The sequence below is a fragment of the Pseudodesulfovibrio sp. lm2024 genome (assembly GCF_051175575.1).
In the GTDB taxonomy this organism is placed as follows: Bacteria; Desulfobacterota; Desulfovibrionia; order Desulfovibrionales; family Desulfovibrionaceae; genus Pseudodesulfovibrio; species Pseudodesulfovibrio caledoniensis.
The window spans coordinates 1,191,313-1,211,169 of sequence record NZ_CP195092.1 but is presented as its reverse complement, the minus strand read 5'-3'; the positions used below and the strand labels follow the sequence as shown (position 1 = coordinate 1,211,169).

Genomic DNA, 19,857 nt, shown 5'->3' with positions numbered 1-19,857 from the left:
CGAGGGGGGATTTGACCGCAGCGTAGTGGACCTACGTGAGGATCAAATGCCCCCTCGGAAAATGTGCGGATGGCCCGCTATCCAAAGCCGCCGCCGCAAGCGCCATCGCGAAAAAAAGAGGCCCGGCATATGCCGGGCCTCTGTTTTTAGCGCGTCAGCGCCTGCCTTGACTACAGGACGCGGAACTTTTTGACGTTACCGGTCTTGTTGTCGATGACGTGCACGCCGCAGGCGATGCAGGGGTCATAGGAGTGGACGGTACGCAGGATCTCGACCGGGCGTTCCGGATCGGCGATCGGGGTGTTGTCCAGCAGAGCCTCTTCAGTGGGGCCGGGCAGGTTGTTGTCGCAGCGGGGACCGAGGTTCCAGGTGGACGGGACCACGAGCTGGAAGTTGTCGATCTTGCCGCCCTTGATGTCGATCCAGTGGCTCAGGCCGCCGCGGGGAGCGTTGACGAAACCAACGCCCTGCGCTTCGGCGGGCATGTCCCAATCCTTGCAGATGTCGAGGTTGCCCTTGGCGATGTTTTCCTTCAGATCGTTGACCATGTCTTCGGTCTTCAGGCAGGTGATCAGGCACTCGATACCGCGGGCGCCGGTGCGGCCCAGGGTGGAGAAGAGGGCGTCGGGGCCGACTTCCAGTTTGCCGAGCACGAAGTTGACGTACTTGACGAACTCGGGATGACCCAGGCCGTAGTTGACCAGGCAGGTGGCCAGCGGGCCCACTTCGGTGGACTTGCCGTCGTAGCGGGGAGCCTTCATCCAGGAGTACTTCGCCTTGTCGTCCAGGCTGGTGTACATGGGATCGGTCACACCGGCGTAGGGATGCTTCGGAGAGTCATCCTTGTACCAGGAGTGCTTCACGTGCTCTTCGATCTTGGTCGGATCAAAGGCCTGGACGTCGGTGATCTTGCGATCGAAGATGACGCCGGGCTTGATGTACCGGGAGTTCAGGTCGGCCTCGCCGCCCTGCGCCGGGTATTCGCCGAAGCTCATGAAGTTGGTGGTGCCGCCGATGGAGGCCCAATCCTTGTAGTAACCGGCAACGGCGATGAGGTCCGGGATGTAGCAGTCGAGGATGAAGTCCTTGATGTCCGCGTACAGAGCCAGGAAGTCGTTGATGTACTTGTCGGTCAGGCCTTCGTAGCAGGACACGCCACCCATGACGGTGAACTGGGTGTGCGGGTTCTTGGCACCGAACACCGCCATGGCGCGAGCGGCCTTGACCTGCAGGTGCAGGGCGTTCAGGTAGTGGTTGGTGGCAAGCAGGTTGACCTCGGGCGGCAGGACGTAGGCCGGGTGGCCGCCGAGGAAGTAGGCGTTGGTGAAGATGCCCAGACGGCCGGATTCGACGATGCTCTTGACGGTGTCCTTGGTCTTCTGAAGGTCTTCCTTGGAGGAGACGATCTTGGGATCGGGGCGCACGGTCTTGGCGACGGCGGCGGCGATTTCAGCGGTCTTGTTGACGTCGGCGGACAGACAGCCGGTGACGTCGACGAAGTCCAAGGCATGCAGATGATAGAAATGCACGATGTGGTCATGCATGAACTGAGCGGCCAGCACCAGGTTACGGATGATGGTCGCGTTGTGGGGCATTTCCTTGTCCACGCCGACGGCGTTGTCGACGCAACGGACGGAAGCGAGCGCGTGCACGTAGGTGCAGACGCCGCAGGAGCGCTGGGTGAAGTGCTGGGCATCGCGGGGATCACGGCCTTTCAGGATGATCTCCAGACCGCGGAACAGCTGGGAGCTGCTGCGGACGTCAACGATTTTGCCATCTTCGACCACGGCCTCAATGCGAAGGTGACCTTCGATCCTGGTGACCGGATCAACTACGACATCGTGTTTCCCATGCGCCATCGGGGCGGCTTTAGGGGAGCAACCAGACATATTGTATCCTCCTTAAGAATTCTGATTCTGTCTGCGTTAGTTGGACGAAACCTTGCGGACCGCCGACTACATGTCGGTGAGGTCGGCGTAGAAGTAGGTTTCGCCATCCCAGTCGGCGCCGTCCCAGAAATCGGGCTGCGAGCAGCCGATGCAGGGGTGGCCGGACTGGACAGGCCAGTTGTACTGGTTGAACTTGACCGTGGGGCAGTTGTTGAAGGTCTCGGGACCACGACAACCGAGCTTACGCAGACACCAGCCCTTGCGGGCTTCTTCGGAACCGAAGGAAGGCGCGAATTCGTCCATGTCGAAGTGCTCCTGCCTCGGGCAGTTGTCATGCACGGTCTCGCCGAAGAACAGGGTCGGACGCCCGACGTCGTCGAGGTCGGGCATGCCCTTGGTGAGGAAGTGCACGATGGTACCGACCAGGTTGTAGGGGTTCGGCGGGCAGCCGGGGACGTTGATGAACGCCTTGCCCGGGAACATTTCGCCGATGCCCTTGGCCGCGGTCGGGTTCGGGGCGGCCTTCTGCACGCCGCCGTAGGACGCGCAGGTGCCGTACGTGATGGTCGCGCTGGCGGCGTTGACGACCTTGGTGGTGGTCTCCAGCATGGTGTGGCCGCCGACCTTGCCGTACGCGCCGGCCTCGTTGGCGGTACCGGCCGGAGCGGTCGGGACGCCACCTTCGATGACGGCCACGAAGTTGCCGCCGTTGACCGTATCCCACAGAGCCTTCTCTGCGGCATGACCCGCCGCCGCCATGATGGTCTCATGGTAGTTCAGCGAGATGTAGTCCAGGATGAGAGCGTCGATGTAGGGCTCGACGGTCCTCAGGATGGATTCGGAACAACCGGTACATTCGGCGTTGTGCAGCCAAACGACGTCGGGCCTGTTGTCAGCTGTGAGGGCTTCGGCGACTTTCGGGGCGAAAGCCGGACCCATGCCCATCACTGCGGCCACGGTTCCGCAGAACTTCATGAAATCACGGCGAGAGACGCCGCGTTTTTCCAGCCGTTCCACGGCTCCTTCCTTGCCATGACCTACGGAAAATTTCATAGAACACCTCCGTAATAAAATGAGTCTGTTATGACGGAGAACACCGTTATTCCCGCCATAACCGTCGGGCACACACCCGAACTCGGACCTAAACCGTCTCTTTGCCACGATTAACAAAAACGTGACACGATTAACATTCTTTTTCCGAGTTCGTGCTATAACCCCCCGGAAAAATTAATTAACAAAGTCGTATCGCGCTTTACAAACAAAATCAATAGGCAACTTTAAAAAACTTTCAAGCGAATCGGCACGCTAGGCGAATTGACGTGAACACGTGACAAAAATCACAGAACGCCCTGCCCACGGGCATTGGCGGTCGCCGATCCCGCCCTTTCCCGCCCCCTTTTCCCTTGCCTCGCCCCTTCGCCCGAGACGCCGAAGAGACGGGTATAAACAATAATTGATTACATTCTTCCACTCGGCCTACAATTCGGCTAAAACAGGTGACGAATCAGTAATCTCGAGGAGGACATTTCCGATGGCCGTCATCATCGATCTTTCCATTTTCCCCCTGGACAAGGGCGGCTCCGGCCTGAGCGCCTATGTCTCCCGCGCCCTGAACGTCATCAAGAAGTCCGGCCTGAAATACCGCCTCTGCCCCATGGGCACCAGCATCGAAGGAGAGTGGGACGAAGTCATGGGAGTGGTCGACGGCTGCTACCGCGAGTTGGAAAAGGATTCCGACCGGTTGTACATGACCATCAAGGTGGATGCCCGCAAGGGACGCCGCGACGGCATGGACCAGAAGCTCCACAGTGTGGAGAGCAGGCTGGCCTAAGGACCGCCCGCCCATGGCCCCGCCCCCGGAGAAACAGGCCGAAAAGGCCGCCGAGCACCGCCCCCGGCCCCCCGGTGGGATCAATCCCAGGTCCCTGATCTTCAAATTCCTGGTGCGCATCCTGCCCCCCCTGCTGGTGGGCATCATGCTGTTCATGCTCCTGCTCGCCCACTACGCCCGGCGCGACATCATGGACAAGATCGACACCGACGTGGGCATCTTCGCCACGGCCACCACCCGGGTGCTGGACGGCCTGCTGTGGAACTACCAGACCGAGGAGATGGTCAGCGCCCTGGCCACCATCTCGAGCAACCCGGCCATGCTCGGGGCCGAGATATACGACCAGGACGGCGACCTCTTCCTGTCCTACGGCATCACCCCCGAAGACCACGTGGTCGGCCTCAAGACCCTGTGGCGGGACATCTACCGGCGCATGCCCGACGGCTCGCGCGTGGACATGGGCCGGCTGGTCATCCACTACACCTATACCTTTGCCGAGAAGCGGTTCCGGCTGCACCTGCTGTGGCAGCTGTCCCAGTTCCTGCTGATCATCGCCGTCACCCTGAGCGGCGCGGTCTACGCCTTCAGCCGGACCGTGAGCCGCCCGCTCAAGGCCCTGCTGGCGGCCATCCGCAAGACCGGCGAGACCGGCCGGTGGACCGAGGCGGACTGGCGCAGCGACGACGAGATCGGGGAGGTCATCGAGGCCCATAACGGCATGCTCCGGCACATCGCGGGCAAGGAGGCGGCCCTGGCCGACAGCGAGAAGCGCTACCGACAGCTCTTCGACAACGCCCTGGTCGGCATCTATCTGATCGGTCCCGACGGGCTCATCAAGGAGGCCAACAGGACCGCGGCGCACATCATGGGGTTCGAGGCCTCCGAGCATGTGGTCGGACAAAACATCCTGAAATATTACGTACACCGGGAGAATCGGGAACGATTGTGGGAAAGGTTGTGGCAAGACGGTGAGATATCGCGCTTCCGCACCGAACTGGTCAGGACGGACGGGCGGCACATCTGGGCCGAACTCTCCGGGCGGCTGAACCCCGACGGCTTCTTCAACGGCATCATGCAGGACGTCACGGACCTGGTCCAGGCGTCCCAGGCCGTGGAGGAGCGCGACGAACTGCACCGCGCCTTCTTCGAGGAGAACAAGGCGGTCATGCTCCTGCACGACCCCCTGGACTCGTCCATCCAGTTCGTCAATCCGGCGGCCTGTCATTTCTACGGGTACACCAACGAGGAAATGACCTCCATGACCATCCGCCAGCTGGACTGCATGACCGACGAGGAACTCTACCATGAACTCAAGGAGGCGGCCCAGGAGCGGCGCGGCTACTTCAAGCAGGTGCACACCCTCAAGGACGGCACCCGGCGCGACGTGGAGGTCTTTACCGGCCCGGTCTCGCTGGGCCACCGCCAGCTCCACTACTCCATCGTCCACGACGTGACCGAGAAGCGGCGGCTGGAGGCGCGGCTGCAGCGCATGGCCACCCGCGATCAGTTGACCGGGGCCCACAACCGGCACGCCTTTTTCCACCGGGCCAAGAGCGAGCTGGCGCGGGCCAAGCGGTTCGGCCATCCCCTGGCCGTGCTCATGTTCGACCTCGACTATTTCAAGGAGGTCAACGACTCCCACGGCCACGCCATCGGCGACGAGGTCCTGCGCACCTTCGCCCTGCGCTGCCGGGCCGACTTCCGGCAGAGCGACGTCTTCGCCCGCCTGGGCGGAGAGGAATTCGCCGCCCTGCTGGTGGAGACTACCCCCGAGCAGGCCGAAGAGACGGCCGAGCGTTTCCGGGCCATGACCGCGTCCCGGCCCATCCCCACCGACGTCGGCGACCTCACCGTGACCGTGTCCATCGGGGTGGCCTCCCTGGAAGACGAGGACTCCATCAACGACCTGCTCAAACGGGCGGACGAGGCCCTGTACAAGGCCAAGCAGGCGGGCCGCAACTCGGTGGTCCGATTGTGACCGCCCTTGCTGCCGCAGAGGGATAATCGATAACCGATTGAGAGGAGCGCATCCGTGTCCATGATCACCCAGCAGAACGTCCAGTTGAAGCAGGTCTCGCGCGGCAACTACCTGATGCGCAACGTGCTCAAGTACAACCTGGTCTTCAACGAGGGCAGCAAGGGCGACGCCGCGTATATCCTGACCGAGGGCAAGATCGAGATTTCCGGGACCGTCGAGGGACGCAAGAAGGTCTTCGCCATCCTCAAGCCCATCTCCATCTTCGGGGAGATGGCCCTGTTCCTGGAGGACGGCGTGCGTACGGCCACGGCCATCGCCTTGGAGGACTCCAAGGTCATCGTGGTCACCCGCGACGACCTGGACGAGTTCATGCGCAAATCGCCCAAGGTCATCGCCTCCATCATCACGGTCCTGGTCAACCGGCTCAAATCCACCACGCGCAAGGCCATGAAGGTCCCGTCCGTGGGGCTGGGCGTGGTCCGCATCTTCGACCTCTTCTCGGCCTGCGGCAAGCTGGAGCTGAAATACGACGTCACGATCAAGACCCTGGCCGAGACCTTCGTGACCACCCCGGACCGGATCGAGCAGTACGTCCAGAGGCTGGCCGACCAGGAGCTCCTGGCCGTGGGCCGGGACGCGAACGACACCAGAATCATCCGCATCCGCGAGCGGGACATGCTCGCAGCGGTCATGCAACAGCAGGAGTAGACGACGTGAACGACTTTCTGCGAACCGAGCTGAACACCGAACGCTGCCTGTTGCGCCCCTGGCGGATGGAGGACATCCCCCTGATCCCGCCCGTGGCCAACACCCGGGACATATCCTGGAACACCTCCTTCAAGTTCCCCCACCCTTTTGACGAGGCGGCGGCGGAACGGATGGTCTACTGGTCGCGGAAAGGCGCGGGCGAGGACAAATGGCAGTTCGCGGTCCTGGTCGACGGGGAGCTGGCGGGCAGCTGCGGGACCATCCGGGGCACGGACGTGGAGGCGCACACCGCCAAGGTGGGCTACTGGCTCGGCCCGGCCCATTGGGGCAAGGGGTTGGCCACCGAAATGGTGTCCGAGCTGGTCCGCTACATGCGCGACCACACGGTCATCGAGCAGCTCACGGCCACCTGTTTCGGCTGGAACCCGGCCTCGCGGCGGGTGCTGGAAAAGACCGGCTTCAGGCAGGAGGGACTGCGGCAGGGCGTGGTCCGCAAGTGGGGCAAGCTGACGGACCTGTGGATATACGGCCTGCTGCTCTAGCCCGCTATTCCAAGGCCACCAGTTCCAGATCGCCCCAGGCGGCCACCTTGGCGTCGTACTGGGCGAACACGCCATCCAGCCCGTAGGGGGCCAGTCCTCGCGCCCGCTTGAGCACCCGGTCCATATCCTTCTCCGAACCGAGCATGTTGCACAGGGCCGTGGCCGCCGCATCGGCCAGCCGGGCGTCTTTGGCACGCACGGCCACCAGGTCGCCGGAGCCGAGGCTCAGAGAATGGCCGATGGTCCCGCTGGACGCGCACAGGGCCACGGGAAAGGCGTCGACCTCGATGCGCAGCCCCACGGACGCCCCGGATTCCGGGTCGGCCAGCAGGGCCACCACCCGCTCGCGCGTGGAGCACAGGTAGGTGTCCCCGCCGTTCTCCACCAGAAGGTTCGGGCTGCGCGCGGTGAACGCCTCGCCCACGGCCTGGGCCACGGCCCCGGCCACGGCGGCCATGGGCCCCACTCCGCACGGCTGCGCGGCCGCCGCCATGGCCCGGACGATGTCGGGCGCGCTGTCCGGCACGGCGACGGGCACCAGGCTCTCGGCGAACTCCGGATGGAACATGATCCAGTTCTTGATCTCGCCGCGCACCCTGGACACGAAGGCCGCGATCTCGTCGCGCAGGTCAAGCTCGGCCACCACGAGCAGATCGGTCTGCTCCACCCCCACCTGGAACCGGACCTCGCCGTCCCGGGGGCGGACCATGCGCCGATACCCGCGCTCTGTGGAAAGATGTTTCCCGGCCATCACCAAGCCCTCCAAGCCGATGTTCCAAATACGGAACAACTTGCGAACACACTTACGAACATTTTATCCACACCCGGCCTCATAACGAACAAACAACGAACAAACAACGAACACCATTTCCCACAGCACACCCCGCCGAAGGCGGCCCAAAAAGTTTCGGAAGGAAGAGGGGATGGGGGGCCGGGGGCGCACGCCCCCCCACCCTTCTAGAAGCCGTGGTCCGCGTTGATGAGGACAATCTTGATGCGCCCTTTGGGGAACGACTTTTCGGTGATCGTCCAGACGTTACAGATGCGGTCCGGGGAACCGCAGTCCATGCAGTAGCCGGTCTTGACGCAGGGGGTCTTCATGTTCAGGCGCATGGTGTTGACCGGGGCCACGTATTCCTTGATGCGTTCCATGGCCCGTTCCAGGTCGGGCACGAGCTTGTTGCGGCCGATGAGCAGGACCACGTTGCGCGGGCCGAAGGTGATGGCCCCTCCGCGGTTGCCGATCATGTCGAGGTTGACCAGATGGCCGTCCTCGGTCACGGCGTTGGAACTGGCGAAGAAACAGTCCACGAGCAGGGCCCGGCGGCGCAGCTCATACTTGTCCTCGGCCGAAAGGGTTTTGTCCCAGGTGTCCAGGGTCTCATAGTCCGGGCTGTCGCGCAGGTACTCGTAGAGTCCAGACGCGGCCAGGGTGCCGGACCCGCCCCAGGACACGGTCTTGGGCTTGATCTCGGGCAGGATCTCGTTGATCACGAGGTCGCGGGCGGCGGAAAGCGTGTCGGCCATGCGCACGTCGAAGCCGTTTTTCCCGAGCTGTTCCGCCAGATCGTTCAGGTGCAGGGTCCAATAATGTTCTTGGGGCTTGTCCATATGTCCTCCGGTATATACTTCATTAAGAAGGCGATGTGCGGCAATTTGGAAAAGGGTCCATTTTTCACTCGCCAAGCGGTGAAAAAGCTTGTAGCAGAAAACCCGCCGAGCCGGAAGCGGGTCCCCCGGAAACCGGAGAAAATACCGCTTGACGGTCTCAGGACCAACGGTTATATGCTTCCGTTCAACGCAACTTTCAGCAAATTTTACTCTTCAGGAGATCACAGATATGAAACGTACTTACCAGCCCAGCAAATGCCGTCGCAAAAGAACCCACGGTTTCCTGGTGCGTTCCCGCACCAAAAATGGTCGCAAGGTGCTTGCCCGCCGTCGCGCCAAAGGGCGTAAGAGATTAGCCGTCTAGCTTGGAACAAGGAGCGCCGGCTGCTCAGAAGCCCTGAATTCACAGCTTGTTACGAGCAGGGCAAGAAGCATTTCACGAAGAGTTTCATCCTGTTCCTGCGCAAGCGCAGCACCCCGGTAGGCGGCTTTCGCCTGGGACTGACTGTCAGTAAGAAGATGGGACACGCAGTGGCGCGCAACCGTATAAAGAGGGTGGTGCGCGAGTATTTCAGGCTGCATCAATTCGATTTTGATTTGCCTCTGGATATCGTCGTTGTTCCGAAGCGGAACCTTGAGGCCAAGCAGCTGACCCTCGCCCTCGCCACAGAAGAGTTTACCCCGCTTTTGAGCCGTCTGTGCTCAGAAGCGGCGGCCTCTTAGAGAGGAAATGATGCGCTCACTATTCCTGGCGCTCATTTGGTTTTACCAAAAACTCATCTCCCCCTTGCTGCCTCCGGCCTGCAGGTTCTATCCGTCGTGCTCCGAGTACGCCAAGGAAGCCCTGTGCCGCCACGGAGCGTTCAAGGGGAGCCTTCTTACGCTTTGGCGTCTCCTTCGTTGCCAGCCTCTATGCCGCGGGGGATTTGACCCCGTCCCGGCCGTTTGGCCCGATTCCAAAACCAAAGCGAGATTCACCCCATGGAGAAGAAGGAGCAAATCCGTCTTGTAATTGCCCTGGTCCTGAGCTTTATTGTCCTCTTCGGATGGCAATACATCACGGGTCCCTCGGCGGAACAAAAAGCGGAAATGGCCCGTAAGGCCGCCGAGGCCGAACAGAAGACGGCCGCCCTCACCCAAAAGACCCAAGACGCAGCCAGTGCCGCCACGGATGCTGCTCCCGTTCCCGAATTCGTTCCCACCGACGGCGTGTCCGTTTCGGTGGATACCCCGCTTTACACCGCCGTGTTCAATTCCCAGGGCGGCGTTCTCGAAAAGTTCGTGCTCAAGAAGTACCGCGAGACCATCAAGAAGGATTCCCCGTTCGTGGACCTGGTCGGTGCGGACGCGTTCGCCAAGGGCCCGCTCGGCCTGATCCTGACCCTGAACGACAAAGAATACCACACCTGGAAGCGCGGCCAGTGGGCTTTCAAGGGCACCGACCTGAACCTGGCCGAGGGCGAGGGCACCAAGACCCTGACCTTCACCGGACAGGTGGACGGCTACCAGATCGAGCGGGTGCTGACCTTCCACGCCGACTCCTATCTCATCGACGAGTCGGCCACGGTCACCAACCTGACCGCCACCGGCGCGGAAGGCGCCCTGTCCTTCACCGCCGCGGCCCGGTCCATGTCCGACGAGGACGACCGCTACAACCAGACCCGCGTGGCCTACCTGACCAAGGACACCCGCAAGGAGCTGAGCGACCGCGACGACCTGCGCGAGGAAGGGCTGTCCGCCCCCGCCGACCTCAAGTGGGGGGCCATCGAGTCCAACTACTTCCTGTTCGCGATCATGCCCCGGACCGAGGACGCCTCCCTGTCCGCCGGCATGCAGGGCGACATCTTCCGCATGGCTGTGACCGACAAGGCCACCTTCATGCCCAACGTGGCCAAGACCCTTAAGACCTCCTATTTCATCGGTTCCACGGACCGCAAGATGCTGTCCGCCATGCCCAACGAGTTGTCCGACGCGGTCAACTTCGGCTGGTTCGACTTCCTGGCCAAACCGCTGCTGGTGGGCCTGAACTTCTTCTACGGCTACATCGGCAACTACGGCGTGGCCATCATCATCCTGACCATCATCATCAAGCTGATCTTCTGGCCCCTTTCCCAGAGGAGCTACGCTTCCATGGAAAAGATGAAGAAGCTCCAGCCCATGGTCGCCAAGCTGCGCGAGAAGTACGGCGACGACAAGCAGCGCCTCAACCAGGAGACCATGGCCCTGTACAAGACGTACAAGGTCAACCCCATGGGCGGCTGCCTGCCGATGGTCGTGCAGATTCCGGTCTTCTTCGGCCTGTACAAGGCCCTGCTCGGCGCGGTGGAACTGCGGCACGCCCCGTTCATCGCCCATCTGCCCTTCACCGATCTGCCCTGGCTGGCCGACCTGTCCGCCAAGGACCCGTACTACATCTCGCCGATCATCATGGGCGCGTCCATGTTCCTGCAGCAGCGGATGACCCCGACCGCGGGCGACCCCACGCAGCAGAAGATCATGCTCTTCATGCCGCTGGTCTTCACCTTCATGTTCCTGCAGTTCCCGTCCGGCCTGGTCATCTACTGGCTCTTCAACAACCTCCTGTCCATCGGACAGCAGCTGATGATCGCCAGGAAATCCAAGGCATCGGCCGCCGCGAGCAACGACTAACGCCACCGGGGGGCTTCATCACCCCGGCATAAGAAGGAAACGAGAATGAGTGACTTCAAGGAATTCCAGGGGAAGGACCTGGACGAAGCTATCGAAAGCGCCTGTGACTACTTCAATCTGCAGCGCGACCGGCTGGAAATAGAAATCCTGTCCGGAGGCTCTTCCGGCATCTTCGGCATCATGGGCGTGAAAAAGGCCAAGGTTCAGGCGCGGCCCCGCGCCCAGGTGAACGCCTCCGACATCCTCAACGGCGAGAAGAAACCGGCCAAGCCCAAGCGCGAGGCCAAGCCCCGGCGCGAGCCCAAGGCCCCTTCCGAGACCGTGGAGGAGCCCGTCGAAGTCGTGGAACAGACCGCCGAGATCGTCGAGGACGAGCCCAACGGCAACCTCATCCCGGTCGAGGAATACGACGACATCAACGGCAACGTGGCCGCCCCCGAGCCCACCGAAGCCGCCCCGGCGCGCAAGCCCCGGGACAAGAAGCCCCGCCAGCCCAAGGGCGAGAAGAAGGGCCGCGAGCGCAAACCGCGCGAACGCAAGCCCCGCGAACCGCGTGAGCCCCGTGAGCCGCGCGAACCCCGCGAGCCGCGCGAGGAGCGTCCCCGCGCCGACATGTCCGAGTTCGATCCGACGCTCCTTGAGAACGCCGTGCGCGAGGTCATGGCCGAGCTGCTGACCCCCATCGTGGGCGAAACCGCCATCGAGGTCACCCTGGAATCCGACCGGGTCAAGGTCTTCATCGACGACGAAGAGAATTCCGGCCTGATCATCGGCCGCGAGGGACAGACCCTGTCCTCCATCCAGTACCTGGTCAACCGGCTGGTCTCCCGCAAGATGGAGGGTTCGGTGCGCATCCAGGTGGACACCGGCGACTACCGAGAGCGCCAGGACGACAAGCTCCGCCAGATCGCCTGGCACCTGGCCGAGAAGGCGGACAGCCTGGGCCGGACCCAGTCCACCAAGCCCCTGTCCTCCTACCACCGCCGGGTCATCCACCTGGCGCTGCAGGATAACGAGACGGTCTTCACCCGCTCCAAGGGCGACGGTCCCATGAAGCGTGTGCTCATCGTCCCCAAAAGCCGCAAGAACGGAAACGGCCGCGCCCGCTACTAGGACTGCGGCTTCCGAGAGCGGCGCATCCGCACCACTCTCGACAGCCTTTGAATTCATGAAGGCCGCTCGTACGAGCGGCCTTTTTCTTGCGCGAAACGGCTTTGCCATTCCAGGCAAGCTCTTGTAAGGAAACCTCATGCTCGATCCCAGGCACTCACAGGACACCATCGCGGCCATAGCCACCCCGCCCGGCGATGGCGGCGTGGGCATCATCCGCATCAGCGGCCCGCAAGCCCGCGACATCGCCCGCAAAATGTTCCGACCAGCAAGCCCGGCCTTCACCGAGTTTCTGCCCTACCGCCTGCACTACGGCCACATTGCCGACGCGGACGGCGCGGACCTGGACGACGTGCTCTGCGCCTACATGCCGAGCCCCCGGTCCTACACCGGCGAATCCCTGGTCGAAATCAACTGCCACGGCGGCCGGGCCGTGCTCGGCGCGGTCCTGCAGGAGGCGCTGAACCTCGGCGCGCGCCTGGCCGAACGCGGCGAGTTCACCTACCGCGCCTTCATGAACGGACGCATGGACCTGTCCCAGGCCGAGGCCGTGGCCGAGATGATCCACGCCCCGACCAAGGCGGCCATGCACCTGGCCCAGGTCAAGCTGTCCGGCCTGCTCGGCACCAGGATCGCCGAACTGCGCGCCCGGCTCGAAGGGCTGCGCGCCCAGCTGGCCGTGGCCGTGGACTTCCCGGACGAGGAACTGGAATGTCTCTCCCCCGAAGAGCTGGTCTCCACCGTGGAGGAAGTCCGCGCCGAGATCGCCGTACTGCTCAAGGCCGTGGACCGCACCCGCGCCTGGCGCGAAGGGGCGTTGGCGGTCCTGGCGGGCCGGGTCAACGCGGGCAAGTCGAGCCTGATGAACGCGCTGCTCGGCCGCAACCGGGCCATCGTCACGGACCAGCCCGGCACCACCCGCGACTACCTGGAGGAGACCCTGAACCTGGACGGGCTGTCCATCCGCCTGGCCGACACCGCGGGCATCCGGGCCACGGACGACGCCGTGGAGGCCGCCGGGCTGACCATGGGCCGCGAACTCATGGACCGGGCCGACCTGGTTTTGGTGCTCATGGACGGGACCGCGCCCGTGGACGGTGACACCCTGGACGCCGCCCGGCGCACCGGCCCGGACAAGGGGCTGGCCGTGCTGAACAAGGCGGACCTCGACGGCTTTGACGAGACCAACGGCGCGCCGCTCGCCGATCTGGGCTTCGAGACCGTGGCCGTATCGGCCAAGACCGGTGCGGGGCTCGACGTTCTGGCCGCGCGCATCCGCGAGCGCATCCTCAAGGGCGCGGGCCAGCCCGACCCGGACGAGCTCGCGCCCAACGCCCGGCAGGCCGCCGTGCTGGCCGAGGCCGACCGCGAACTGGCCGACCTGAGCAGCGACGCCGACGCGGGCATCCCCTACGACCTTTTGAGCGTGCGTCTCGAAACCGCCTGCAACGTGCTCTCCGGCATCACCGGCGAGATCGCGGCAAACGACGTGCTCAACTCCATCTTCGACTCGTTCTGCATAGGAAAATAGCCATGACCAAGGAACTCGACCCCATAGACGTGCAGCACGTCACCTGCGGCCTGGTGCCGCTCATGCAGACCCACCTGGAAGGCTCGGACCCCGATGTGGAAACCGTGTCCTTCAAGGTCCGCCAGGGCATCCAGACGGAACTGTGGAACTCCTTCGGCACCGGCACCCGGTGGCGGCTGACCGAAATCACCTCGGACCTCTTCTTCGACGTGGTCACTTTTGTGCGCGTGGAGGTCTCCGAACTGGACCCGCTGGGGCTGACCGACTTCTAGCCGACGCTTCACAGACGAAAGCCCCCGCCGATCGATGATCGGCGGGGGCTTCGTCGTTGGTTGCGCGCCTAGGCGTCGGTGATCCGCTCCGCGCTGTCCGGCGGGCTCTCCGGAGCCACGTACTTGAGGACCAGGAACCCGAGAATCCCCGAGACCAGGGAGGCGAACAGGATGGCGATCTTGGCCAGAGCCACCAGGGAGGTGCCTTCGTCAAAGGCCAGGTTGCCGATGAAGATGGACATGGTGAAGCCCACGCCCGCCAGGCAGGCCGCGCCCCACAGGTGGACCAGTGTGGTCCGGTCCGGAAAGTCGGCCAGGCCGAGCCTCTTTACCAGCCAGCACGCCCCGGTCACACCGATCTGCTTGCCCACGACCAGGCCGAAGAACACGCCGAGCGAGATCGGGGTGAGCAGTTCGCGGAAGACGTCCGCGTCCAGGGCCACGCCCGCGTTGGCCAGGGCGAAAACCGGCATGATGAAGAAGGAGACCCACGGATGCAGGGCGTGCTCGATGTTCTGCAGCGGCGTGGTGGCAGCCTCGTAGGCGTGCTCCATGGAGTGCAGGGCCATCTGCTGTTCCTTGTTGGTCAGCACGTTCTTGCCCGGAGTGATGGCCATCTCGAAGACCTCGGCCGCCTCGCGCAGCTCCTCCACGAAGGTGGCGCAGTTCATGCGCGTCCCGGCCGGGATGGTCATGGCCGCCAGCACGCCCGCGATAGTCGCGTGGACGCCGGACAACAGGAAGGCGAACCAGACGATCACCCCGAGGACCAGGTACGGAATGGAGTGGCGGATGCGCCAGCGCAGGTTGAGCACGGCCATGAGCGCCAGCCCGGCCACCCCCACGAGCAGGGCCGTCAGGTTCAGGGAGGCGGTGTAGAAGATGGCGATGACCAGGATGGCCCCGATGTCGTCCACGATGGCCACGGCGGTCAGAAATATCTTGAGCCCCACGGGCACGCGGCTGCCCAGCAGCGACATGATGCCGAGCGCGAAGGCGATGTCCGTGGCCATGGGGATGCCCCAGCCCGCGATGGACTCGTGGCCCGCGTTCAGGCCGAAGAAGATGAGCGCGGGCACGACCATGCCGCCCATGGCCGCGGCCACGGGCATGATGGTCTGGCTCGGGGTGGACAGCCCGCCCACCAGCAGTTCGCGCTTGATCTCCAGCCCCACCAGAAAGAAGAAGATGGCCATGAGCCCGTCGTTGATCCACAGCAGCGCGGGCTTGGACAGGACCCAGCCGCCCACGCCCACGGTCAGCCGGGTCTGCCACAGCCCGTCGTAGGACGCGGCCCACGGCGAGTTGGCCCAGGCCAGGGCGATGATCGTGCAGGCCATGAGCGCGATGCCGCCCGCCGCCTCCATGCGGAAAAATTTATCAAAGGAACTGAGTACGTAGTGAACGGGCAGCGGCCTGTCCTCGGGTCTGATCATGGGGTGCTCCTTTCCGGGATTACAGGTTCAAGTATACCGATATTCCCATGGAGGGCAACACCCTCACATTTTTCCCCTGCAAATATGACGGGTTGCCCACCCCGGTCAGCGTCCGGCGACCTTCAGGGCCAATTCCCGAACGCGACCGGCCAGGGGGCAAGACGGCGCATCGAGCAGGGGCCGCAGGTCGCCCACGGTGTCCAGGTCCGACAGCCGGTCGAGCAAAGCCGTTTCCATGCCCGCCGCGCGCAGCCGCTCCAGGGCCCTGGCACAGACTCCGGAACCGCCCCACTCCGTTTCGTCGAACAGGGCCGGAGCGAACCCATCGCGGTGGAAGCCCGCCAGATAGTAGCCGCCATCCTCGGCAGGCCCCAGGGCCGCCCGGCCGGAGGTGAGCGCGTCGAGCCCCTTCCGGACGATGGCGGGCGTCAGGCCGGGGATGTCGCTGCCGGTCAGGACCACCCGCTCATAGCCCAGGGCGAAGGCGTCCGTGAAACCGTTGGCCATGCGCTCGCCCAGCCCCTCGCCCCGCTGGGCCAGAAGGCGTTGCTCGGGCCCAAGCCATCGGCGCACGCTCTGTTCCTGTCCGGCGGGCGTGAAACAGACGAGCAGGTCCGCGCCGATCATCCCCGTGAGCCGGGAAAGCGCGTCCTCGACCAGGGCCGCGTAGAAGTCGGCCACCAGTTCGGGCGAGGCCGGACCGATCAGCCTGGTCTTGACCCTGCCCGGCTCCGGGTGGCGGACGAAAAACAGCAGGCAGTCGCGCATCATTGCTCCCGATCCGGCCTGTAGGAGCGGGCCAGATCCTCGGGCGCGGCCCCCAGGGCGTAGCGCAGCCGCAGCCGCCAGTTGCCCAGGGTCCGCCGGACCACGCCGTCCTTTTCCCAGCGCCGGGGGGAGGTCAGGACGCGCTCCTTCAGGATGGTTACGGGCTCGCCCAGCCGCCTGAGCCGCCGGAACAGGTCCACGTCCTCCATGATCGGGATGGGCGCGAACCCGCCCAGTTCGCGGAACAGCGCGGCATCCATGAACGGCGCCTGGTCGCCGTAGGGCACGCGCTCGAACCGCGAGCGCAGGTTGGCGAACCACGCGACCACGGCGAGACTGACGCGGGGGGAGTCCACCGCCAGGGAAAAGGCCCCGGCCCGGACGCGGTAGTCTGTGTTGTTGAAGACGCGGTCCACGGCTTCGGGCCAGCCGTCGGGCAGCCGGGTGTCCGCGTGCAGGAAGAGCAGGATATCTCCCGTGGCCACGGCCGCGCCCGCGTTCATCTGCACGCCCCGGCCGGGCGGACAGCGCACCCCGGTCACGCCGGGGACGTCCAGGGCGGCCAGGGTCGCGTGGCCCGGACCGCCGTCGGCCACCACGATCTCGACCTCGCGGCCCGGTGCGGATGCGCGCACCTGCCGGACGGTCTGCGAGATGATCGCGGACTCGCCGAACACCGGAATGATCACGGAAATGGAACATGCGGAGGTTGCCATCGGGTCCATGTGTGATTACTAGACTGTTTGCCGTTTTTAATAAAGACCGGAGGGAGCGATGCGCAAAGGCGTGACCGAAGACAAGAGCGTGGTGGCCGAGATTCTGGACAAGGCGGAAGTGATCTGGCTGGCCCTGGCCGACGACGGCGGCCCGCACTGCGTGCCCGTGAATTTCGCGTTTGAGGGCTACACCCTCTTCGTCCACTCGGGCAGGAAAGGCCGCAAGGCCGCCTGCCTCGATTCGGGCGCCCTCCTGGCCTTTTCCGCCGCCGTGGACATGCAGCTCAAGCCCAGCGACGACAACGCCTGCGAACTGGGCTACCGCTTCCGCTCTGTCATGGGCAACGGCGTGCCGCGCCCCCTTGACGGCGATGAGAAGATGCGCGCCCTGGACCTGATCACCGTCAAGTACGCGGGCCGCGCCATGCCCTACAACGAGAAGGTCCTGGCCGTCACCGCCGCCTACGCCATCGACATCAGGTCCGCCACCGCGCGGCTCAAGGACTAGGAGGATGCCATGATCACCTTTTTCATCGGCGATTCCCTGACCCTGGGCTGCGGCGACGAGGCCGGGCTGGGCTGGCCCGGACGGCTCGCCTCGGCCATGATGCGCCAGGGGCAGGACCTGACCTGGTACAACCTCGGCGTACGCGCCAACACCACGACCAAGATCCGCGACCGCTGGAAGGAGGAGGTCTCGCGCCGCTTCCTGCCCGGCCAGAACACCCGGTTGGTCTTCTCCTTCGGCGTGGCCGACATCTCCAACGACGTGCCCGCAAAGACTTCCTTTGAAAACGCGGAGGCCATCCTGGCCGAGGCCAAGGCGCTGGGCCCGACCCTGTTCATCGGCCCCATGCCCGTGGCCGACCAGGACAAGAGCGAACGCATCGTCCAGCTTTCCCTGGGGTTCGAGTCCGTGTGCGAACGGCTCGGCGTGCCCCACGTGCCGGTGACCGGCTTCCTGCTCGAATCCGCCGCCTACGCCAAGGCCCTGGCGGCCAACGACAATGTCCACCCCAAGGCCAAGGGATACGCAATCCTGGCCGAGTACCTTATACAAACCCATACGGTCCGGGAGTTTCTCGGGCTGGAATAAGAAAGAGCGATACGAAATGAGCGACTTGAAATCCTTTGCCAGCGACAACAACTCCGGGGCCCACCCGGCCATCATGGAAGCCGTGGTCCGGGTCAACACCGGCCACCTCAAGTCCTACGGGGACGACGAACTGTCCATCCACACCGACGAGGTGTTCAAGGAATTCTTCGGGTCCCAGGCGCGTATCCACTACGTGACCACCGGCACGGCGGCCAACGTGCTCGGCCTGCGCTCCGTGACCCACACCTACAACTCGGTGCTCTGCGCCGAGCAGGCCCACATCAACAACGACGAGTGCGGCGCGCCCGAGGCGTTCGGCGGCATCAAGCTGGTGCCCATCCCGTCCCCGGACGGCAAGCTCACGCCCGGCATGATCGCCCCGTACCTCGGCCACATCGGCTTCGTGCACGCCTCCCAGCCCAAGGTCATCTCCATCACCCAGCCCACCGAGGTGGGCAAGCTCTACACCCTCAAGGAGATCGAGGACCTGGTGGAGTTCGCCCACGACCGCGACCTGCTGGTGCACCTGGACGGCGCGCGCCTGGCCAACGCCTGCGCTGCGCTCAACTGCTCCTTCTTCGACATGACCACCGCGCTCGACGTGGACTTCATCTCGTTCGGCGGGACCAAGAACGGCTGCCTCATGGGCGAGGCCGTGATCTTCCTCAACCCGGACATCGGCCAGGGATTCCCCTACCTGCGCAAGCAGGCCATGCAGCTGGTCTCCAAGATGCGCTTCGTCTCGGCCCAGCTGGAGGCCTACCTCAAGGACGACCTGTGGCTCAAGAACGCGCAAAACGCCAACGCCATGGCCAAGCGGCTGGCCGAAAAGGCCGGAGCCATCGACGGCGTGACCATCAAGGGCACCGTGGACTGCAACTCCCTGTTCGCCCACATCCCGCCCGAGGCCACGGAGATCCTGCTCAGGAAATACTACTTCTACGTCTGGAACGAGCACGACCAGACCGTGCGCTGGATGACCTCCTGGGCCACCACCGAGGCGATGGTCGACGAGTTCGTGGAAGACCTGCGCAAGGCCATGAAGGCGGTCGCATGAGCCGGAAGCTGAAACGCATCTGCGTCTACCTGGGGTCCAATCCCGGCAACAACCCGGCCTACGTGGCCGCCGCCGAGGCCGTGGGCCGCGAGCTGGCCGCGCGCGGGATCGGCCTGGTCTACGGCGGGTCCTCCACCGGGCTCATGGGCAGGCTGGCCGACGCCTGCCTTGCGGCGGGCGGCGAGGCCATCGGGGTCATCCCCAAGCGGCTGGTCGAGAAGGAGATCGCCCACCAGGGGCTGACCGAATCCCACGTGGTCAACTCCATGCACGAGCGCAAGCAGCTCATGGCCGACTTCTCGGACGGGTTCATCACCCTGCCCGGCGGCATCGGCACGCTGGAGGAATTCTTCGAGGTTCTGACCTGGAGCCAGATCGGCTACCACGCCAAGCCGTGCGGCCTGCTGGACGTGAACGGCTACTACACCTGCCTGGCCGACCACATGGACCGCATGGTCGAGGAAGGCTTCCTCATGGCCGCCCACCGGCGCATGGTCCTGACCAGCCCCGATCCGGGAGAGCTCATCGACATGTTCGCCGAATACGATCCGCCACAGGTGGACAAGTGGATTGAAATGAAGAAGGGGCTGTAATCGAACTTTTTATTCAGGCGGCCTAAAGATATGTGAACAAATGTCGATACGAGCATTATGTCGTTCCATA

General features: G+C 64.1%; 22 protein-coding genes. 15 read left to right on the top strand and 7 right to left on the bottom strand.

Annotated elements, in window-relative coordinates; genetic code table 11:
- Positions 1–170 precede the first annotated feature (170 nt).
- Together ACR42D_RS05415 and ACR42D_RS05410 are read right to left on the bottom strand one after the other, a co-directional pair.
- Entirely contained in the window at positions 171–1,889 is a 1,719-nt protein-coding gene (locus tag ACR42D_RS05415) for a nickel-dependent hydrogenase large subunit (RefSeq protein WP_484565840.1), read from the bottom strand.
- 66 nt (positions 1,890–1,955) lie between these two features.
- The gene (locus tag ACR42D_RS05410) at positions 1,956–2,942 is read right to left on the bottom strand and encodes a hydrogenase small subunit (protein WP_484565839.1); all 987 of its coding nucleotides are present in this window, start codon (positions 2,940–2,942) and stop codon (positions 1,956–1,958) included.
- Positions 2,943–3,420: 478 nt separating this feature from the next.
- Between ACR42D_RS05410 and ACR42D_RS05405 the strand changes: the two genes are divergently transcribed.
- Genes ACR42D_RS05405 through ACR42D_RS05390 form a run of 4 tightly spaced genes read left to right on the top strand, consistent with a single transcriptional unit; the run spans position 3,421 to position 6,948 of the window.
- A complete protein-coding gene (locus ACR42D_RS05405) occupies positions 3,421–3,720 on the top strand; it encodes an MTH1187 family thiamine-binding protein (protein ID WP_484565838.1) in 300 nt (99 codons plus the stop codon).
- A 13-nt stretch (positions 3,721–3,733) separates the two neighbouring features.
- A complete protein-coding gene (locus tag ACR42D_RS05400; RefSeq protein ID WP_484565837.1) occupies positions 3,734–5,698 on the top strand; it encodes a diguanylate cyclase in 1,965 nt (654 codons plus the stop codon).
- A gap of 60 nt (positions 5,699–5,758) precedes the next feature.
- On the top strand, positions 5,759–6,406 hold the full coding sequence (locus ACR42D_RS05395; RefSeq protein WP_484568440.1) for a Crp/Fnr family transcriptional regulator: 648 nt from the start codon (positions 5,759–5,761) through the stop codon (positions 6,404–6,406).
- 5 nt (positions 6,407–6,411) lie between these two features.
- On the top strand, positions 6,412–6,948 hold the full coding sequence (locus ACR42D_RS05390) for a GNAT family N-acetyltransferase (protein ID WP_484565836.1): 537 nt from the start codon (positions 6,412–6,414) through the stop codon (positions 6,946–6,948).
- Positions 6,949–6,952: 4 nt separating this feature from the next.
- Here ACR42D_RS05390 and ACR42D_RS05385 read toward each other — a convergent pair whose 3' ends face one another.
- Entirely contained in the window at positions 6,953–7,699 is a 747-nt protein-coding gene (locus tag ACR42D_RS05385) for a UPF0280 family protein (protein WP_484565835.1), read from the bottom strand.
- A 206-nt stretch (positions 7,700–7,905) separates the two neighbouring features.
- The gene (locus tag ACR42D_RS05380) at positions 7,906–8,559 is read right to left on the bottom strand and encodes a lactate utilization protein (RefSeq protein WP_484565834.1); all 654 of its coding nucleotides are present in this window, start codon (positions 8,557–8,559) and stop codon (positions 7,906–7,908) included.
- Positions 8,560–8,788: 229 nt separating this feature from the next.
- Here ACR42D_RS05380 and rpmH point away from each other — a divergent pair, with 229 nt between their 5' ends.
- The 7 genes from rpmH to ACR42D_RS05345 all read left to right on the top strand — a co-directional run bounded on the left by rpmH (position 8,789) and on the right by ACR42D_RS05345 (position 14,121).
- Positions 8,789–8,923 carry a 50S ribosomal protein L34 gene (gene rpmH, locus ACR42D_RS05375; protein WP_071546398.1) on the top strand — a complete coding sequence of 45 codons (135 nt, stop codon included), beginning with the start codon at positions 8,789–8,791 and terminating at the stop codon, positions 8,921–8,923.
- Complete coding sequence (gene rnpA, locus ACR42D_RS05370) at positions 8,911–9,282, top strand: ribonuclease P protein component (protein WP_484568439.1); 372 nt, start codon at positions 8,911–8,913, stop codon at positions 9,280–9,282. The genes rpmH and rnpA overlap by 13 nt, the downstream gene beginning before the upstream one ends.
- Positions 9,283–9,289: 7 nt before the next feature.
- Complete coding sequence (gene yidD, locus ACR42D_RS05365) at positions 9,290–9,571, top strand: membrane protein insertion efficiency factor YidD (RefSeq protein WP_484565833.1); 282 nt, start codon at positions 9,290–9,292, stop codon at positions 9,569–9,571.
- Entirely contained in the window at positions 9,541–11,208 is a 1,668-nt protein-coding gene (gene yidC / locus ACR42D_RS05360) for a membrane protein insertase YidC (protein ID WP_484565832.1), read from the top strand. Before yidD ends, yidC begins: the two co-directional genes overlap by 31 nt.
- Before the next feature lie 45 nt (positions 11,209–11,253).
- Positions 11,254–12,321, top strand: coding sequence for a Jag family protein (locus ACR42D_RS05355; protein WP_484565831.1), 1,068 nt, complete (start codon positions 11,254–11,256; stop codon positions 12,319–12,321).
- Positions 12,322–12,457: 136 nt separating this feature from the next.
- A complete protein-coding gene (gene mnmE, locus ACR42D_RS05350; protein ID WP_484565830.1) occupies positions 12,458–13,849 on the top strand; it encodes a tRNA uridine-5-carboxymethylaminomethyl(34) synthesis GTPase MnmE in 1,392 nt (463 codons plus the stop codon).
- Between the two features lie 2 nt (positions 13,850–13,851).
- Positions 13,852–14,121 carry a hypothetical protein gene (locus tag ACR42D_RS05345; protein ID WP_484565829.1) on the top strand — a complete coding sequence of 90 codons (270 nt, stop codon included), beginning with the start codon at positions 13,852–13,854 and terminating at the stop codon, positions 14,119–14,121.
- Between the two features lie 68 nt (positions 14,122–14,189).
- On the opposite strand, the gene nhaA is transcribed toward ACR42D_RS05345, so the two are convergent.
- From nhaA to ACR42D_RS05330, 3 genes are all read right to left on the bottom strand, one after another.
- Positions 14,190–15,557 (bottom strand): Na+/H+ antiporter NhaA, encoded by a 1,368-nt coding sequence (gene nhaA, locus ACR42D_RS05340; RefSeq protein WP_484565828.1) that lies wholly within the window; start codon positions 15,555–15,557, stop codon positions 14,190–14,192.
- A gap of 105 nt (positions 15,558–15,662) precedes the next feature.
- Complete coding sequence (locus ACR42D_RS05335) at positions 15,663–16,328, bottom strand: TIGR04282 family arsenosugar biosynthesis glycosyltransferase (RefSeq protein ID WP_484565827.1); 666 nt, start codon at positions 16,326–16,328, stop codon at positions 15,663–15,665.
- On the bottom strand, positions 16,325–17,050 hold the full coding sequence (locus ACR42D_RS05330; protein WP_484565826.1) for a TIGR04283 family arsenosugar biosynthesis glycosyltransferase: 726 nt from the start codon (positions 17,048–17,050) through the stop codon (positions 16,325–16,327). Before ACR42D_RS05330 ends, ACR42D_RS05335 begins: the two co-directional genes overlap by 4 nt.
- Before the next feature lie 49 nt (positions 17,051–17,099).
- Between ACR42D_RS05330 and ACR42D_RS05325 the strand changes: the two genes are divergently transcribed.
- The 4 genes from ACR42D_RS05325 to ACR42D_RS05310 are packed head-to-tail and all read left to right on the top strand — an operon-like array spanning position 17,100 to position 19,787.
- Complete coding sequence (locus ACR42D_RS05325; RefSeq protein WP_484565825.1) at positions 17,100–17,549, top strand: pyridoxamine 5'-phosphate oxidase family protein; 450 nt, start codon at positions 17,100–17,102, stop codon at positions 17,547–17,549.
- 9 nt (positions 17,550–17,558) lie between these two features.
- Complete coding sequence (locus ACR42D_RS05320; RefSeq protein ID WP_484565824.1) at positions 17,559–18,137, top strand: GDSL-type esterase/lipase family protein; 579 nt, start codon at positions 17,559–17,561, stop codon at positions 18,135–18,137.
- 16 nt (positions 18,138–18,153) lie between these two features.
- Complete coding sequence (locus tag ACR42D_RS05315) at positions 18,154–19,194, top strand: threonine aldolase family protein (protein ID WP_484565823.1); 1,041 nt, start codon at positions 18,154–18,156, stop codon at positions 19,192–19,194.
- Complete coding sequence (locus ACR42D_RS05310) at positions 19,191–19,787, top strand: LOG family protein (protein ID WP_484565822.1); 597 nt, start codon at positions 19,191–19,193, stop codon at positions 19,785–19,787. Before ACR42D_RS05315 ends, ACR42D_RS05310 begins: the two co-directional genes overlap by 4 nt.
- The last annotated feature ends 70 nt before the right edge of the window (positions 19,788–19,857 follow it).

What these genes read in the sequence shown, in the direction of transcription:
- ACR42D_RS05385 (WP_484565835.1), bottom strand. Translation starts at nt 7,699, where the DNA reads ATGGCCGGGAAACATCTTTCCACAGAGCGCGGGTATCGGCGCATGGTC.
- ACR42D_RS05400 (WP_484565837.1), top strand. Translation starts at nt 3,734, where the DNA reads ATGGCCCCGCCCCCGGAGAAACAGGCCGAAAAGGCCGCCGAGCACCGC.
- ACR42D_RS05335 (WP_484565827.1), bottom strand. Translation starts at nt 16,328, where the DNA reads ATGATGCGCGACTGCCTGCTGTTTTTCGTCCGCCACCCGGAGCCGGGC.
- rpmH (WP_071546398.1), top strand. Translation starts at nt 8,789, where the DNA reads ATGAAACGTACTTACCAGCCCAGCAAATGCCGTCGCAAAAGAACCCAC.
- ACR42D_RS05330 (WP_484565826.1), bottom strand. Translation starts at nt 17,050, where the DNA reads ATGGACCCGATGGCAACCTCCGCATGTTCCATTTCCGTGATCATTCCG.
- ACR42D_RS05325 (WP_484565825.1), top strand. Translation starts at nt 17,100, where the DNA reads ATGCGCAAAGGCGTGACCGAAGACAAGAGCGTGGTGGCCGAGATTCTG.
- ACR42D_RS05405 (WP_484565838.1), top strand. Translation starts at nt 3,421, where the DNA reads ATGGCCGTCATCATCGATCTTTCCATTTTCCCCCTGGACAAGGGCGGC.
- nhaA (WP_484565828.1), bottom strand. Translation starts at nt 15,557, where the DNA reads ATGATCAGACCCGAGGACAGGCCGCTGCCCGTTCACTACGTACTCAGT.
- ACR42D_RS05315 (WP_484565823.1), top strand. Translation starts at nt 18,154, where the DNA reads ATGAGCGACTTGAAATCCTTTGCCAGCGACAACAACTCCGGGGCCCAC.
- yidD (WP_484565833.1), top strand. Translation starts at nt 9,290, where the DNA reads ATGATGCGCTCACTATTCCTGGCGCTCATTTGGTTTTACCAAAAACTC.
- ACR42D_RS05410 (WP_484565839.1), bottom strand. Translation starts at nt 2,942, where the DNA reads ATGAAATTTTCCGTAGGTCATGGCAAGGAAGGAGCCGTGGAACGGCTG.
- ACR42D_RS05345 (WP_484565829.1), top strand. Translation starts at nt 13,852, where the DNA reads ATGACCAAGGAACTCGACCCCATAGACGTGCAGCACGTCACCTGCGGC.
- ACR42D_RS05310 (WP_484565822.1), top strand. Translation starts at nt 19,191, where the DNA reads ATGAGCCGGAAGCTGAAACGCATCTGCGTCTACCTGGGGTCCAATCCC.
- ACR42D_RS05395 (WP_484568440.1), top strand. Translation starts at nt 5,759, where the DNA reads ATGATCACCCAGCAGAACGTCCAGTTGAAGCAGGTCTCGCGCGGCAAC.
- ACR42D_RS05380 (WP_484565834.1), bottom strand. Translation starts at nt 8,559, where the DNA reads ATGGACAAGCCCCAAGAACATTATTGGACCCTGCACCTGAACGATCTG.
- ACR42D_RS05415 (WP_484565840.1), bottom strand. Translation starts at nt 1,889, where the DNA reads ATGTCTGGTTGCTCCCCTAAAGCCGCCCCGATGGCGCATGGGAAACAC.
- yidC (WP_484565832.1), top strand. Translation starts at nt 9,541, where the DNA reads ATGGAGAAGAAGGAGCAAATCCGTCTTGTAATTGCCCTGGTCCTGAGC.
- ACR42D_RS05355 (WP_484565831.1), top strand. Translation starts at nt 11,254, where the DNA reads ATGAGTGACTTCAAGGAATTCCAGGGGAAGGACCTGGACGAAGCTATC.
- ACR42D_RS05320 (WP_484565824.1), top strand. Translation starts at nt 17,559, where the DNA reads ATGATCACCTTTTTCATCGGCGATTCCCTGACCCTGGGCTGCGGCGAC.
- mnmE (WP_484565830.1), top strand. Translation starts at nt 12,458, where the DNA reads ATGCTCGATCCCAGGCACTCACAGGACACCATCGCGGCCATAGCCACC.